This is a genomic window from Acutalibacter intestini, from assembly GCF_034334985.1.
GTDB lineage: Bacteria > Bacillota > Clostridia > Oscillospirales > Acutalibacteraceae > Acutalibacter > Acutalibacter intestini.
This window is the reverse complement of the sequence record NZ_JAWXXL010000013.1, coordinates 15736-31786: the sequence shown is the minus strand read 5'-3', so window position 1 is coordinate 31786 and position 16051 is coordinate 15736. Positions and strand designations below refer to the sequence as shown.

Here is a 16051-nt window from a genome sequence, read left to right as displayed (position 1 = left end):
TTTTTTTCAGTCAAAACATTATGTAAACTGACGTGCGTTTATACGCCAGGAAAAACAAAGGAGGCGCTTTAAAAGCACCTCCCCGTCTGCTTTATCCCTTGTCTCTATCCTGATCCAATGCCGCCTGAATGGCGTGGTTAATCCTTTCGCGCAGGGCCAGCAGCTGCACTTCGTCCAGCAGGCAGTTGTGAAAGCTCAGGTCTTTGTTAATGCAGGCCAGGGCTTTTTCCCGTCCCGCCAGCTGTTCCAGAACCGTCAGCGCGCAGTAGTCACTCATGGCTTGGTCCATGAGCATTAGCCGCTGGGATTCCTCCGGCCTGCCGTCCTTGCCCGGGTACACCAAAAAGGGGTCCCCGCTGGGGAACGCGCCCCCGGCGTCTGTGCAGCGGTAGGGGTCAATGGGGTATAGGGAATGCTGGGCATTGTAGAAGTTGTAGCCCCAGTGCAAAAACCCGTCCAGCCGGTATTTGTACAGCAGCGCGCCCAGCACCCGGGTTCGTCCCCCGGCCTGGGCAATAAAGCGGTTGGGGACGTCCACGCATTGGCAGGTGCAGTAATAGCCCCATAGGTAGGGCGGGCGCTGCTCCAGAAACGGCCCAATATGGTCCAAGGAGCACACTGGCTGCTGCACCAGCCCCTCTTGATAAAAGGCATGGTCCGAAAGAGCATCCATCATGGCGTAACCTTGCAGTTCCTTCCGCACCGCCTCCCAGGCCCTTCGGTAAGAGTCCAGCTGGGTCTGGTTGGGCTCGTCGGAAATATGGAAATAAGTCCTTTGGCCCATCCCCAGCCGCTCCAGCTCGGGCTTTAGGGCCCGCAAAAACTGTCCCAGAAAGTCCGCATATTCCTGGCCTCCCGCGTCGGTATCCCAGCCAAAAATCTTCTGAAGGCGTCCTTCTTTCATGGCCATAATTTTCGGCGCCGCCTTGGCCCCCCACTGAGTGAACAGGTGGCTGATCTCAATATATTCCATGCCGCAGTTTCGGGCCATTTGCACCCAGCGGCGGAACTTCTCAAAGCCAAAGGAATACCCTTGGCCCTGAACCTCCACGTCCACCAGCTGCACGGTACGGCGTTCGCCCCCCACGGCAGTGTCCAAGGGCGGGGTAAACACAGGGGTCAGCAGCATATTGCAGTGACGGCGGGCCGCGGTTTTCACAAATTCCTCCACGATCTCCCACCAGCGGGGCGAAAACACCTCCACCTGGTAATAGTCGGCCAAGCAATCGCTATGAAACCACTCGGTGTGGGGAATGGGCAGTTTGGGCAAAACCTGGTCCAGCACCTGGCAGCGGGCCTCTACCTGGCAGAGCTCCTGGTCCTGTGCAGAAAGAGTAATCCCCACCGGGTACTCCCCAGGGACAGTGGTTTTCTCCAGCTCCACATCCACCCACAGGCTCCGCCACTGGCCGGAAACCAGCGGAACGCCCCAAGGGGACAGGTCCTGGAGTAAGTCGGGATACAGGCCAGGGGTAGTGGCCAGGTATCCCTGGTCGTGGGTTTGGTGGCAGGGATATTCGCAGGGGGACAGCTCCACGGTACGCACCCGTACCGGCAGAGGCGACTCCACAGTAACAGCACCCCAGGCCCGGTCGGGCTCGTCCCAGCAGTAGGCAATCTGAAACGACAAAATCTCGCCCTGAAGGCCTGTAAGAGCAAGGCAGCGGGGCGCGGAAGCAGGCTGAACCGCGGGAAAGACCTTGTGCAGGGAAGAAACCGGTAGATAGGAGAAGTTCATCATATTCCTCACTTTCAAACATTATTGTAACCGCCAATTGGTATATGCCGGTTGTCAAGCAAGAGGCCTTGCCACCAATTCAAAAAGATATTAGGGCCTGTTTGAAACATTGAAAACGCCGTCTTTTTGCCCAGAGGCGGCCAACCTCCTGTGTCGAACCTCCTCGCCGTACAGGCGGGGCACAGCCTGCGGCTTTCTCCTTGAAATTCACCGCTTCTGCACAAAAAGACCTTATTCCCTCTATTTTCAAACAGGCCCTAAATCTCTTTTTAAATTATGTGAACGATTATTGCTTTGGACTTTTGAAACAGACGTTAGACCTCCACCTGGAAGCCGAACTTAGCGTTTTCCCCATACCACAAGGGGAAGTTGGTCCCCCAGCGGTTATTGCACAGCAGGTAATACATGCCCTGGGCCGCGTCGCCATACTCTTCGTTTTCGTCGTACAGGTGCCGTCCGCCTACAGATACCAGGGGCGCGTGCAGGCTGTGCACAGCGCCCTGCCCGCCCTGTACCACAGCGGAGCAGTGCAGCTTCCGGTTGCCGCCCTCCCGTACCTGGTAGGGGTCAATGGACAGGCCCAGTTTCTCCAGGGTAATCTTCTCCCCAGTCTGATAGCCCAGGTTAAAGCCAAAGAATAGCCCCTCTGGAATGCGGCTCTCGTCCTTCTGGAACCATTGCAAATCCACGTCCACCCGCTGGCCAAAGGTATAGGTGACCACAGCCAGCCGGGGGGCGCCATACTTCTCCGCGGCACGCTCTGGGGCGGCCAGCCACAGCCGCAGCTGGTTCCCACTGTGCTGGACCTTCTCCACGGAATAAGAGAAGCTCTCGTCTTGCAGATCCTTCACGGTATCCAGGCCCGGCTTACAGAAGTCTCCCTCTGCCCAGACCCGGGTGTGCTCCAGGTCCCGGTTATAGGCTTCCAGGTTATCAAACACCGTCTTGGCGCTGTACACCTCATACACCAGCCGGCCCAGCCAAACATTGTCAAAAGTCCGGCCCTCATGCTCCGCCAAACCTAGGCTGCCATCCTCCAGAATCTCTACTTTATAGCTGCCAATCTCAAAGCTCCGCTGGTCTGTGGGCTCCTGGCAGGGGGCGGGTTCCTGGGGCCTTAGCAGGGCCAAACGCTCCTTGGCCTTCTGCTGCCAGGGGGCGGGCAGGGCGGCCACGGCGTTTTCCACATATTCCCTCTGCTCGTCCCATGAATCCTCCATCTTCTGGTAGCTGCACAGCCCGGCCACAAAGGTGGGCTCGTGCTGGAGGGTAAACTCCCGCAGCTCTTTCCCGGCGGGCATCACGTCCTCTGGGGTGATATGGTCCCGCTTCCGGGCCGCATAAAAGTCCGCCTTTTCCCAGTTGCGCCAGTCCGAGAGCCAGCGTTTTACATCACGGCCCCAGCTATGCTCGCATACCATCAGCAGCCCCCGGCAAAACTCCCGCCAGGCGGGGGAGTCTACGACGGCGGGGTCCTGCTGCTCCCACTGGTCCCGCAGGCGCAGCAGCTCATAGTAGGCGGCGGTCTTGTAGGGGTCGGTGGAAACCCCGTGTATCCAGGTGTCTCCCAGCTCTTCGGTAACCACAGGCAGCTCTTCCTTGTGTGCCAAAACGATTTCCGCGAACTCATCCATGGTACCGGAGACAATCTCGGCCCCAGGGTACTTTTTGTGCAGGCGTTCCATCTCAGCAGCCACGCTTTCAGGAGAGGGCGGCCCGCTGTTGTCTGGCGTGTGGGCAAACTCCATAGCATACTCCCCAAAAGAGCTGGAGGCCCCGTACAGGGCGGCGTAATCCAGCACCACCTCGTCCTCGCCATAGCGCAGGCGGCACAGGGGCGGCAGCTTCACCATCTTGGAAGAGCCATTAATGCCAATGTGCAGGTACTTAATCCCCGCTTTTACCAGATGGGGCACCATGGCATGGGTGTGGCTGGGAACATCGGTCATTTTGGCGGCAATGGTATGCCGGCCAAAGCGCTGGTCCAGGCGCTGGGAGATGCTTAGGCCGTAGTCGAACAGCTTGCCGTCCATCAGCTCGGTGTGGGTGGTCACGGGCAGGCCGTGCCAGGCAATAACTCCATCCTCAATGGCTTTCACCAGCAGGTCCGGGTCTTGGCCCCGCTCCAGGTACAGCTCAATAAGAAAAGAGCCCACGGTCCAGACAAAATTTTTCTGGCCGTCCTGGTTACAGGCCCGGGCCGTGGCTATGGCCCCGGGGATGAAGGTTTCCAGATAGCGGTGGAGGACATTGGCGGCGGAATCGGTAAAGCCAATGTCCAGGTGGGTCTTGTGGATGACGAAAACTTTTTTGATGTCCATGGCGGTAACTCTCCTGGAAATAATAATACAGCCCAGCCGACCCGCAGCGTAAAAAGTTTTAGAACAGGGGCTTGGGCTTTTCCCAGATTATAGCCTGTGGGGCGGGGGTTGTCAAGAAGAAAAGAAGGGAATTTCCGGCAGGCGGCTTTTTAGAAAAATATTGCAAAATTATGAACAATATGTTAAGATGAAAATGGTATCTTCATTTGGAATCGATTTCTCCTTTTTAAAAGGAAGTTCCGCGTGAAGAAGGCTAAATTTTTTATTAGGGGGACCATTTATGAAGAAACGAGTTCTATCCATTTTGCTGGCCCTGGCGCTGGTTTTCACCCTGGCGCCCATGGGGCTGGCGGCCCACGCCGAGACCTACGAGGGGCTGCTGGGCCGGAACATCCACTACAGCATTAACGCCACCAACGGCGTGATGACTGTCAGCGGCAGCGGGCCTATGGAGGACTACAACCAGTGCCCTGTAAGCAGCTACAGCAGATATATTAAGAAAATTATTGTCGAGCCCGGCGTTACCCGTATCGGCAATAGCGTCTTTGAAAAGCTATACGATTTGGTGGGTGTTTCTCTGCCGGATACGGTAACGGAAATCGGCGAAAACGCTTTTTATGCCTGTTATGACTTAAAAAGCTGCCCCCTGCCTTCTAAGCTAAAAAAAATTGGATATTATGCTTTCGGCAGCTGTATGGAACTAGTTGGAATGACCCTGCCCAATACCTTAAAGGAGTTAGACAAAGGTGCTTTCAACTCTTGCGAAAAAATTTCTTCTATTAACATTCCTGACGGCGTAAAGGAGATCCCCTATGCTGCCTTTGCCAATTGCCGTGGCCTAAAGAAAATCACGATTGGAAAGGGCGTTAAAAAAATAGGCGGGCAGGCTTTTGATGGAGCTGGCCTCACGTCTGTGGTTCTTCCCGCCAACGTGACGGAACTAGAGCATGCCTGCTTTTCATCCTGCAAGGATTTAAAGTATGCTTCCGTTGAAGGAAAACTCAAAGAAATCCCAAAAGATGCTTTTGCCCACTGCAAATCTTTGGAATATGTAAAACTGCCCAAAACCATTGAGACTGTGGATTCCTATGCTTTTTGGAACTGCCCCTCGCTGCTTTATGTGGATTTAAGTTCAGTCCAAAAAATTAACGGCAGCGCTTTGGGCGCGACCAAGTCTTTAAAGACCGTCATTATCGGCGATAAAAACTGCAAGATTCGCGACTCTTCTGATACAATTGGCAAGGCCGGCATCACCACCATCTACGGCAGGTCCAACTCCACCGCCCTGGACTACGCCCTCAAGTACGGTCTGAACTTTAAGGACCTCAGCGCCGCCCCCGCCGCGCCTGTGATTCCTGGCACCTCCGGTGCCGGCTTTACCGACGTAAAAGAGGGCCAGTGGTACACCGAGGCCGTGAAGTTTGTCACCTCCATCGGCCTGATGAAGGGAAAGGGCGACGACTACTTTGACCTGAACAGCACCACCACCCGGGCGGAGATTGTCACCATGCTCTACCGCTACGAGGGTGAGCCCGCCGTTTCCGGCGGCGGCTTCTCCGACGTGACCGCCAACTGGGCTAAGGCCCCCACCAAGTGGGCCGCTTCTAAAAAAGTGGTGAACGGCGTGGGCAACAATAAGTTTAACCCCAACGGGAAAATTAGCTGCCAGGACTTCGCCACCATGCTGTATAACTACGCCAAGTTCAAGGGCTGCGACCTTTCCGCCAACGTGGACCTGAACCAGTACAGCGACGGCAAAAACGTGAGCAAATACGCCCAGACCCCCATGAAGTGGGCCATTGCCAAGGGCGTCATTGTGCCCAGCGGCAGCAAGCTGAACCCGAAAAGCCAAACCAGCCGGGCCCAGGCCGCAGTGTACCTGAAGAACTTCTGCGACTTCGCGGGGTAAGACCGCCGGAAGCACGCCATGCACACAAAAAGGCCGCCGGAAAAACCGGCGGTCCTTTTTTATTTTATGTGAAAAACGCGCTTAGAAATTAGCAAACACCATATCTTAAACTGGGCGGCCTTTGCCGCTTGGCTCAAAGGGGCTTCCTCTCAAAGAGGGCTTCCCCCTTTATGAGCCGCCTTAACGATATGAGAGATTACTTATTCTCCTGGTCTCCCAGCGGATAGGGGTACTTGCGCATATAGTCCAGCAGCTCGTCCACTGTGGTAAAGGCCAGGCCGGTTACGGTATCCGCCGCGCCATAGTAAATGGTGATGCGGCCGGTCTCCGGGTCGGTAAGGGTGGCGCAGGGGAAGGTGACGTTGGGCACGTCGCCGGTCAGCTCGTAGTCCTCTTCGGGCCCGAACACATAGAAGCGGCTGCGGCCCTTGACAATCCAGGGGCGGTCAATGTCCAGCAGGGCCACGCCGAAGCGGTACACAAAGCCGTTGCAGCTGTTCAGCACGCCGTGGTAAATCATCAGCCAGCCCTCATCCGTCTCAATGGGGGTGGGGCCAGGGCCTACCTTTTTGCTCTGCCAGCCGTTGGCAGTGCCAAATACCCAGCGGTGCTTGCCCCAGTAGCAAAGGTCTGGGCTCTCGCTGTAGAAAATATCGCCAAAGGGGGTGTGGCCGGTGTCGCTGGGGCGGCTGACCATGGCGAACTTGCCGCCGATCTTCCGGGGGAACAGCACGCCGTTGCGGTTATAGGGCAAGAACGCATTTTCCAGCTGATGGAAGGTCTTAAAGTCCTCAGTCCAGCCAATGCCAATAGTGGGTCCATGGTAGCCATTGCACCAGGTGATATAGTACTTGCCATCAATCAGGCACACCCGGGGGTCATAGCGGTACTCTTTGCGAATCACGTCCTTCTCGCCCTCAAAGACAATGGGGTCGTGGTTGATGTCCCAATGGATGCCATCTTTAGAAAAGCCAGCGAAGATGTCCATCTCCACGCCCCGGTTGTCGCAGCGGAACACCCCGGCGTAGCTGTCGCCAAAGGGTACCACGGCGGAGTTAAAGATACTGTTGGAGGTAGGGATAGCGTCCCGGGGGATGATGGGGTTCTGGTCATAACGCCAGACAGGCTTGTCGCAGCCAGCGGGCTTGTCCTGCCAGGGCATGTTGGGAAGGGCGGGCCGGCCGATGATCTTTGCCATGATAAAGCACTCCTTGTTTTATACGATTTGAGTAAAGCGGCATAGAGAGAATTTTTTGCTTGTTCTAAAGAGTTAAGTGCCGCTTGTTATTGATACTATAGCACAGAAAAGGTAAAATTGGAAGGGGTTTTTGCGAAAATTTCACAAAAATTTGAGGTGCGGCAGGGGGTCCGCCTTGCCCCCTCCCGGATAAACTCGCCGCAGTTGTCCACGCCGACTCCCCTGATGCCAAAAGCCTCGTGCCACACTTTCCGCATTTCTCCATAGCCGCAGCACAGGTCCAGGACCGTAGAGCCGCTGGCCATGCCCGCGCTGTAGCCAATTTCTACCATGCGCTCTATGGGCGTCATGCTGATAAGATATTTGGCCTCTTCCAGTTTTTCAACCAGCTCTTTATAGGAGTCCATTGATCCATCCTTTCTGAAAAGGCCCCTCCCGGCTGGGAGGGGCCTTTGTTCTGTTTTAGAAGTCCTCGTAGTGGTGGGCTTCTTTTAGTACCATGTCTTTCACCTTCATCAGGCGAATCTGGGTGGAACGCTCGTTCTCGTCCAGCTTCATGGAGATGTACTTGATGTTCGCCTGTAGCTCCGGAATCATCACATGCTCCAGGGCGTTTACCCGGCGGCGGGTTTTTTCGATCTCCGCGGCCATCAGCTGGCAGGCCTTTTCGCACTGGGCCAGCTCCAGCATATCTGGGAAGATGTCCGCCAAAGACTGCACCGCGCCGTCCAGGTCACTGGAGGTAAAGGCAAAGCCATAAGAGAAGATGTCGTTCTGGTCCGGGGACCGGGTCTTAAAGCTGAAAGTGGGAATGTCCACGCTCATCACGTTTTCCACGCCGCTCTCCACGCTCACCCGCTGCTTTGGGGCCAGCATGGCGGTGTTCAGCACCTGGTCCTGCATCCCCGCCCGGGCCAGCAGGAAGTTCTTGTTGGCGGCCATAATGCCCGCCTCCACTTTTTCCCGCAGGCTGCGGTTTTCCCGCACCTTCTCCAGAAACTGCCGCATCAGCTCGTCGCGCTTGTCTTTCAGCAGCTTATGGCCCCGGGTGGCGGTGGCCAGCTTCTTCTTCAAGCGGGTCAGCTCCATGCGGGTGGGAGTTATTTGTTTACTCGCCAAGGTGCATCACACCTTTCCGTAATACTGATCCAGGAACTTGTCGTTAATACGCTTCAGCTCGCTTCTGGGCAGGATGGAAAGCAGTTTCCAGCCAATGTCCAGGGTCTCCTCAATGTCCCGGTTGGCGTTGTAGCCCTGGGACACGTACTCGCTTTCAAAGGCGTCGGCAAACTTGGCGTACAGCTTGTCAATCTCCGTCAGGGCAGCCTCGCCCAGCACCACCATCAGCTCCTTGGACTCCTTGCCGCGGGCATAGGCGGCGAACAGCTGGTTCATGGTAGCGGCATGGTCTGCCCGGGTGCGGCCCTCGCCAATCCCCTTATCCTTCAAACGGCTTAGAGAGGGCAGCACGTCAATGGGCGGCGCCACGTTCTTGCGGTACAGCTCATTGCTTAGAATAATCTGTCCCTCGGTGATGTAGCCGGTCAGGTCGGGGATGGGGTGGGTCTTATCGCCTTCAGGCATGGTCAGAATGGGAATCATGGTGATAGAGCCATTCTTTCCCTTCTGCCGGCCAGCGCGCTCGTACATGGTGGCCAGGTCGGTGTACATGTAGCCAGGGTATCCCCGGCGGCCAGGCACCTCTTTCCGGGCGGCGGAGACCTCCCGCAGGGCGTCGGCATAGTTGGTAATATCCGTCAGGATGACCAGCACGTGCATGTTCTTCTCAAAGGCCAGGTACTCGGCGGCGGTCAGGGCCATCTTGGGGGTGGCAATGCGCTCTACGGCCGGGTCGTTGGCCAGATTCACAAACATAACGGTGCGGTCAATGGCCCCGGTCTCCTTAAAGCTCTGCACAAAGAAGTTGGACTCTTCAAAGGTAATGCCCATAGCCGCGAACACCACCACAAAGGGGTCGTTGGTGCCGCGCACTTTGGCCTGGCGGGCGATCTGGGCCGCCAGCTGGGCGTGGGGCAGACCGGAGGCAGAGAAGATGGGCAGCTTCTGCCCGCGCACCAGGGTGTTCAGGCCGTCAATGGCGGAAACGCCGGTCTGGATGAACTCCTGGGGATAGTTGCGGGCGGCGGGGTTCATGGGCAGGCCGTTAATGTCCACCCTGCGGTCGGGCAGGATCTCCGGGCCGCCGTCAATAGGCCGGCCCAGGCCGTCGAATACCCGGCCCAGCATATCCTCGCTAACCCCCAGCTCCATGCTGTGGCCCAGAAAACGGACCTTGGAGTTAGAAAGGTTAATACCTGTGGAGTTTTCAAACAGCTGCACCAAGGCGTTGCCCTCGTTAATTTCCAGCACTTTACAGCGGCGGCGCTCGCCATTGGCCAGCTCAATCTCCGCCAGCTCGTCGTAAGAAACGTTCTCCACGTCCCGCACCAGCATCAGAGGGCCTGCCACTTCCTGAATGGTTCTATATTCCTTTGGCATTAGAAGTCCTCCTTTGCTTCTTTGGCTTCGTTCAGTTCTTTATCCAGCTGGGCCATCACCTGGTCGAAATTCTGTTTCAGGTTGGCCGGCTCGGTATACTTGAAGCGGCCGATCTGCTCGCGCACGGGCAGGTCGATGAGCTTCTGAATATCCACCCCGCCGTTTAGGGCGGCCAGGGCTTTCTCGTAGTAGCCGGTAATCAGCAGCATCATGTCGTGCTGCTTCTCCAGGGAGGTGTAGGTGTCAATATCGTCAAACGCGTTCTGATGCAGGAAGTCCTCGCGGATAGACCGGGCGGCCTCCAGCTTCAGCCGGTCCGGGGCCGAGAGGGCGTCCATACCTACCAGCTGCACAATTTCCTGCAGCTCGGCCTCGTCTTGCAGCAGACCCATAATCTTGGTGCGCTGGGCGGTCCAGTCCTCAGCCACATTGCTGTTGAACCAGTTTTCCATGTTGTCCAGATACAGGGAGTAGCTGGTCAACCAGTTAATGGCCGGGAAGTGCCGCTGCTGGGCCAGGGAGGAGTCCAGTCCCCAGAACACCTTGACAATACGAAGGGTGGCCTGGGAGACAGGCTCGGAGATGTCGCCGCCGGGAGGGGATACCGCGCCAATCACGGACAGGGCGCCTTCCCGGTCCCCAGAGCACAGGGTCTTAACAGAACCAGCACGCTCGTAGAACTGGGCCAAACGGCTGCCCAGGTAGGCGGGGTAGCCTTCTTCGCCGGGCATCTCTTCCAGACGGCCGGACATCTCGCGCAGGGCCTCGGCCCAGCGAGAGGTGGAGTCCGCCATCAGGGCCACCGAGTAGCCCATGTCCCGGAAGTACTCGGCAATGGTAATGCCCGTGTAAATAGAGGCCTCACGGGCGGCCACGGGCATGTCTGAGGTGTTGGCGATCAGAACGGTACGCTCCATCAGGGACTTGCCGGTTTTGGGGTCCACCAGCTCGGGGAACTCGTTCAAAACGTCGGTCATCTCGTTGCCGCGTTCGCCGCAGCCGATGTAAACCACAATGTCGGCTTCGGCCCACTTGGCCAGCTGGTGCTGCACCACGGTCTTGCCGCTACCAAAGGGGCCCGGAACTGCCGCCACGCCGCCCTTGGCAATGGGGAACATGGTGTCCACCACCCGCTGGCCGGTGATGAGGGGCATGTCGGGAGAGAGCTTCTGCTTATAGGGGCGGCCCTGGCGCACAGGCCAGCTCTGCATCAGGCCAATGGCCTTGGGGCCTTCCTGGGTCTCCACAGTGGCCACTGTGTCCGTCACCTTAAACTTGCCGGCCTTGATGTCCGTTAATTTGCCAGAGACCCCGGGGGGAATCATAATTTTGTGGGATACCACCACGGTCTCCTGCACAGAGCCGATAATGTCGCCGCCGGTCACCTCCTGGCCCACTTTAGCGCTGGGCACAAAGTCCCACTCCAGGTCCCGCTTCAAAGAGGGAACCTCCACGCCGCGCTCCAGGTTGTTGCCGGAGATCTTCATAATATCATCCAGCGGACGCTGGATGCCGTCGTAAATACTTGTGATAAGGCCTGGGCCCAGCTCCACGCTAAGGGGCGCGCCGGTAGATTCCACCGGAGCCCCAGGCCCCAAGCCGGAGGTCTCTTCATAAACCTGAATAGAGGCCTCGTCGCCGTGTATCTCTATGATTTCGCCAATCAGGCGGCGCTCGCTGACACGTACCACGTCAAACATGTTTGCGTCACGCATACCCTTGGCGATAACAAGAGGACCGGCCACTTTTTTGATGGTGCCATTGCTCATGTTTACCGATCACCCATTTCTAAAAATAGTTTCGTGTGGCGATTGTACTGTAATAGACTAAGCCTTTTCCATAGGGCAAAAGGGGCAAAGATGCCAGCTCCCTTTTGGGTGCGCCCTTCCTTAGTCGCCATTAAAGATAATATCCGAGCCCACCGCCTGCTCTACGGAATGCTTTACCATGTTAATGCCCATGCCGGTATTGCCGTGCACCCCGGGAATGGGGATTACCGCTGGCAAAAGCCCTTCACGGTAGCGGTCCAGCTCTGAGACTAGCCCCTGAGCCAGGGCCTCGGTAATGTAGATCACCGCATACTCCTGCTCCGCCAGGCGGCGCAGGGTCTTGGCGCCGGTTTCGCTATCAGCCACTGGGAAAACCTCCAGCCCCAGGGCCGCAAAGCCGTAGATGCTGTCGCGGTCGCCCAAAACTGCTATTTTATACATACATTTCCCTCAGTCTTTCCCGAATCATCCCGTCGTCCAGCTCGTTGAGCTTTCCGGAAAGGATAATCCGCACAGTGCTGATCTCATTGCGCCGGGCGATAACATAGGCGAACAGCGGACCGATGCCAAAGGGGTTCATTTTCTGCTCCTTCACCAGGTCCATCACCTTGTCGTCACACCATTTTTCAAAAGCGGAGTAGGAGTCTTTCAGCCGCTCGGCAGCCTCGCCATAGGGCGTTACCGCCAGATAGGCAAATAATTCGTCCAAACCCTTGCAGGCCGCCACAGCCAGGCCGGCCACGTCCAAGCTGCCGCAGGGAGCCAGGGCCATGTCCAAAAAGGCGCGGCTTTTGCCTGTCTTGCAGGCCCGCACCGCCACCTTGATGTTACTGGTGGCTGCCAGCATTTCGGCGTATGCTTCTAAAATATCGCTTTCGCTGTTTCTGCCGCAGTCCAGCACGTCCGCCAGACACGCCTGGTCCAAAATCACGTCGCACAGCTGGCCGTCCTCTGTTTGCAGCAGGGTATGGTAAGCGTCGTCCGCCGCCTGGGCCATACGGCCAGGCAGCTCGGTGAAGTCGCCCTCCCGTACGCAGCGCAGCATCAGCTGGGGGTCTACGGCTCCTCCAGGCAGGAACACATCCTGGGGCTGGACGCTGGTAACCACGGCCTTGATAGCGGCCTTCAGATTATTGTAGTCGGTGGGGAACAGGAGCACCTGGAAAGGCGTGAGATCGTCTGTGAGCTCGTGGATGAACGCCCAGGTTTTCTCCTCTTCCGCGGCCAAAACAGCCTCTGAAGAAGCGCCCTCTCCCGCGCCCCAGCCCTTGTCACTTAGCACCCGCAGGCACTCGTCATAGCTGCGGCAGGCCATCAGCTGGTCCACGTCCTGGCGGCCCAGCAGGCCCAGCTCTCGGGAGCGCACCCGTGCCACCGCATAGATGTAATTGTCACTCATAGAAGATGGCTTCCTTTCTTCGGGCGGGGTTTACGCCACTGGGAACAGCAGCCTGCCGGCCGCGTCCCGCAGCTCTTCGTACGCGTCCTCGAACACAGCCTTGAAGGTGCAATTAATGTCCACGCCGCCGTAAACCAACAGGAACCCGTTGTCTACTGGGTGGGACTTAGGGCTGATGGTGACCTCCGCCTTGGGAACGGCTGCGCGCATTTTGGCCAGAAAATCATCGGGCAGCCGGGCAAGGTCCCGGGCTCCCAGCCGCATCTCGCCCCGGCCTTCCAGGGCAAAGCGCTTATAAAGATCCAAAAGCATGTCGAAATATTCCCCGTCCGGGGCATTCTCCATGGCGTCCCGGGCGGCGTCCACGGTCTCGCGGATGAGTTCCTGCTTGAAAAGCAGCATCTGGTTGCGCTGCTCCAGCTCGGCAGAGGACTTCGCCCTGTCGCGGATGTCCTGGGCCTGGCGCTCGGCGTCTTTCAGCACAGCGGCGCTCTTTTCGGCAGCCTGGGCCTTGGCCTTTTCCATTGCCTCGGCGGTCTGGGCTTTGGCCTGATCCAGAATTTCCTGGGCCTCTTTTTGCCCGTCACCGGTAATTTGGTTGATAATAGCTTCCAGTCCGGTCATGGAACTACCTCCTCTCTCTCAGGGTTCAGCGGGCGCCTCATACGTTAATGCCGGCAATGCTGGTGATGGAGAGGATGGAGATCAAAAGGGCCAGAACCGCGTAGGTCTCTACCATGGCGGGGAAGATCATGGACTTACCGAACTGGTCGGGCTTCTTGGCCACCAGGCTGATGGAAGAAACCGCGGCCTTGGCCTGCCACTTGGCGGAAACCATGCCCACAATGGCCATGGGCAGGCAGGCGGCCAGGTACAGCAGGCCCTTGGAGAGGCTCATCTCGGCGCTGCCGCCCAGCACGCCGATCTGGGTGAGGGTGACAAAGCCGATGAGCAGGCCGTAAATGCCCTGGGTGCCGGGCAGCAGCTGAAGGATCAGAACTTTACCGAACTTGCTGGGGTCCTCGGTAACAACCCCGGCGGCGGCCTGGCCGGTCATACCTACGCCGATGGCGGAACCAATACCGCCCATGAGAGCTGCCAGAACTGCGCCGATTAGCGCGAAAACAATACCCATCTGGCTCCAATCAAAGTTTTCCATTTCTTATTCCTCCGTAAATTTGAAATATTTTGTCTTGGCGGCAAAAGGCTCAAATTTGCGTCCGCCGCCCTCATAGAACTTGCCAAAGAACTCTACGTACTGCAAACGGTTGGTATGTACGTAAGCGCCCAGCAGATTGATAAGCAGGTTAAGAACATGGCCGATCAAGAACACCACAATGAACAGCACCACACCCACAGGGCCGCCGCCCGCCATGGTGCCCAGCAGGTTAAACACCTGGGCAATGACGCCGGTGGCCAGGCCCAAGGCCAGCAGGCGGGAATAGGACAGAATGTCCGAAAGCCAGCTGGAAACCCCATACAGGCCGTATAAACCCTTTAGCAGGCGCTTAAAGCCCCGGCTCTCCCGGCCGCTGGTGGCAATGATGCCCACCGCGCCAATGCCCGCGAATACCAGGGCAATGGTGGTAACCACTGGGGGAATATTTAGCGAAAGGCTCATCATGTCCTGGAACATACTGGTGGAAACCAAGGCAATGATCAGCCCCCCCACCAACATGTACCAGAAGCCGCTGTCGTACAAAGCGTCCAGATACTTGCCCCGCCGGCACAGCTGGTAGATCTGCATGCCGAGGCCCGCGAACAGGTGGATGATGCCCAGCAGAAAGCTGAATAACATCAGCCGCATGGGCTCGGCCAAGGGGGCAAACCACAGGGGCGGGGTCAGGCTGGGGATCTGGTCTGCGGGCAGGCCCGCGCCATAGCCAAAGAATGTCTTTGCCACCACGTCCACTACGTCGCCAAAGTAACTGCCGAACATTACGCCCCAGAACACGGTAGAAAGGCCGCAGAAGAAGAACATTTTCATGGTCTTGCGCAGGCCGGCCTCAATGTTTTTGAACTTTAAGAGCACAATGCCTGTGCCCAGGGCAATCAAAAAGCCGTAGCCCGCGTCGGAGAGCATCATACCGAATAAAACATAGTAGAACACACACATAACCTTCGAGGGGTCTACCTCATGCTTGCCAGGCAGGCTGTAACCCTCCAGTACGCCCTCTACCGGGGCGGAGAAGAAACCGTTTTTCAGCTTAATGGGCAGGTCTTCCTCTGGCCCTGGGGTCTCTACCTCTACAAAGGCTTGGTACTTCTCCTCCAGCTCCTGCTGAAGCCAGGGGGCTGCGGCCGCGTCAACATAGCCAGAAAGATAGAACACATGGGGGCTCTGCCACAGGTCCCCCAGCACCTGGTACTTGCTGGCGCGCATGGAATAGTAGTCGGAAGTGAAAAGCAGCTCCCGCCGTTTTCCGGCGTAGGAGGCGATTTCTTTTTCGGCAGAGTCAATCTCCGCCTGGGCCGCTTTAATCCTGCCCTTTAGGTCCTCCAGCCTTTCAGCCGGCGGCTTTTTCGAGGGCGCGGCCGGATAGGTGAAGCCCATGCCCCGCAGGGCCGCCTCCACCTTTATGCCCACCCGGCCCAGACACACCACAAAGGCGCAGGTCTGCTGGGGCTGGGCGCTAATAATTTCCACCTCTATCCCGGGCACGTCGGGCAGGGCCTGGGCCAGGCGGGTGCGGATCTCCCCTTCGGTAAGCTCCTCGGGGAACGAACCGATAAATACGCTAGAGCTGTTGGTGCCCACGGTCCGCATGGAAATGTCTAAGGGCAGCCAGGGCTTTAGGGCGTCCATTTGGGCTTCCAGCCGGGCTATTTCCGCCTGCTGGTCCGTAATCTGTTTGCCCAGGGCATTGATGCGGGAGGCCGCTTTGTTCAGCTCTGGGGCGGCTTTGGCCGTCTCTTCATACTGGGCGGCGGTAATACCCGTGCGCCCCTCCAGCATAGAGAGCATGGACTTTTGGGGTGGAGCATAGTGGTCCAAGGTCTCCACAGCGTTTAGGATAAGCTGGGAGTTTTTTTCGAACGTGAGTCGCGCGGAAGCAGTGTCCGTTTTCGAGAAGGGGCCCCCCTCCAGTTCTTGGCTGGCCTCTTCCGGGTCGTTGACCTCCAGGACGGCTTTGCGCTGCAGCATTTCCAGAATCTTTTTGCGGTTGTTCTTCAGCGCGTACACATGGATGCGCTTTATTTCCACTACCGCCATCTGC

13 protein-coding genes are annotated in these 16051 nt (G+C 57.4%); 1 reads left to right on the top strand and 12 read right to left on the bottom strand.

Annotation, left to right across the window (positions count from 1 at the left end; all coding sequences use genetic code 11):
• Positions 1-91 precede the first annotated feature (91 nt).
• The gene (locus tag U8U68_RS10925) at positions 92-1750 is read right to left on the bottom strand and encodes a DUF4091 domain-containing protein (RefSeq protein WP_322200888.1); all 1659 of its coding nucleotides are present in this window, start codon (positions 1748-1750) and stop codon (positions 92-94) included.
• Positions 1751-2052: 302 nt separating this feature from the next.
• Positions 2053-4059: a DUF5054 domain-containing protein gene (locus U8U68_RS10920; protein WP_322200838.1), complete on the bottom strand. Its 2007-nt coding sequence runs from the start codon at positions 4057-4059 to the stop codon at positions 2053-2055.
• A gap of 280 nt (positions 4060-4339) precedes the next feature.
• Here U8U68_RS10920 and U8U68_RS10915 point away from each other — a divergent pair, with 280 nt between their 5' ends.
• Positions 4340-5968 carry a leucine-rich repeat protein gene (locus U8U68_RS10915; RefSeq protein WP_322200837.1) on the top strand — a complete coding sequence of 543 codons (1629 nt, stop codon included), beginning with the start codon at positions 4340-4342 and terminating at the stop codon, positions 5966-5968.
• Between the two features lie 196 nt (positions 5969-6164).
• On the opposite strand, the gene U8U68_RS10910 is transcribed toward U8U68_RS10915, so the two are convergent.
• The 10 genes from U8U68_RS10910 to U8U68_RS10865 all read right to left on the bottom strand — a co-directional run bounded on the left by U8U68_RS10910 (position 6165) and on the right by U8U68_RS10865 (position 16047).
• The gene (locus U8U68_RS10910) at positions 6165-7169 is read right to left on the bottom strand and encodes a glycoside hydrolase family 130 protein (protein ID WP_322200887.1); all 1005 of its coding nucleotides are present in this window, start codon (positions 7167-7169) and stop codon (positions 6165-6167) included.
• 92 nt (positions 7170-7261) lie between these two features.
• Entirely contained in the window at positions 7262-7573 is a 312-nt protein-coding gene (locus U8U68_RS10905; protein ID WP_322200836.1) for a class I SAM-dependent methyltransferase, read from the bottom strand.
• A 55-nt stretch (positions 7574-7628) separates the two neighbouring features.
• Positions 7629-8285, bottom strand: a complete 657-nt coding sequence (locus U8U68_RS10900; protein ID WP_322200835.1) for a V-type ATP synthase subunit D — start codon at positions 8283-8285, stop codon at positions 7629-7631.
• A 6-nt stretch (positions 8286-8291) separates the two neighbouring features.
• On the bottom strand, positions 8292-9665 hold the full coding sequence (locus U8U68_RS10895) for a V-type ATP synthase subunit B (RefSeq protein ID WP_322200834.1): 1374 nt from the start codon (positions 9663-9665) through the stop codon (positions 8292-8294).
• Positions 9665-11434: a V-type ATP synthase subunit A gene (locus U8U68_RS10890; RefSeq protein WP_322200833.1), complete on the bottom strand. Its 1770-nt coding sequence runs from the start codon at positions 11432-11434 to the stop codon at positions 9665-9667. Before U8U68_RS10890 ends, U8U68_RS10895 begins: the two co-directional genes overlap by 1 nt.
• Positions 11435-11554: 120 nt before the next feature.
• On the bottom strand, positions 11555-11875 hold the full coding sequence (locus U8U68_RS10885) for a V-type ATP synthase subunit F (protein WP_322200832.1): 321 nt from the start codon (positions 11873-11875) through the stop codon (positions 11555-11557).
• Complete coding sequence (locus U8U68_RS10880; protein ID WP_322200831.1) at positions 11868-12833, bottom strand: V-type ATPase subunit; 966 nt, start codon at positions 12831-12833, stop codon at positions 11868-11870. The genes U8U68_RS10885 and U8U68_RS10880 overlap by 8 nt, the downstream gene beginning before the upstream one ends.
• A gap of 30 nt (positions 12834-12863) precedes the next feature.
• Entirely contained in the window at positions 12864-13457 is a 594-nt protein-coding gene (locus U8U68_RS10875; protein WP_322200830.1) for a V-type ATP synthase subunit E, read from the bottom strand.
• Positions 13458-13494: 37 nt separating this feature from the next.
• The gene (locus U8U68_RS10870; RefSeq protein WP_322200829.1) at positions 13495-13992 is read right to left on the bottom strand and encodes a V-type ATP synthase subunit K; all 498 of its coding nucleotides are present in this window, start codon (positions 13990-13992) and stop codon (positions 13495-13497) included.
• Positions 13993-13995: 3 nt separating this feature from the next.
• Positions 13996-16047 (bottom strand): V-type ATP synthase subunit I, encoded by a 2052-nt coding sequence (locus U8U68_RS10865; protein WP_322200828.1) that lies wholly within the window; start codon positions 16045-16047, stop codon positions 13996-13998.
• Positions 16048-16051 lie beyond the last annotated feature (4 nt).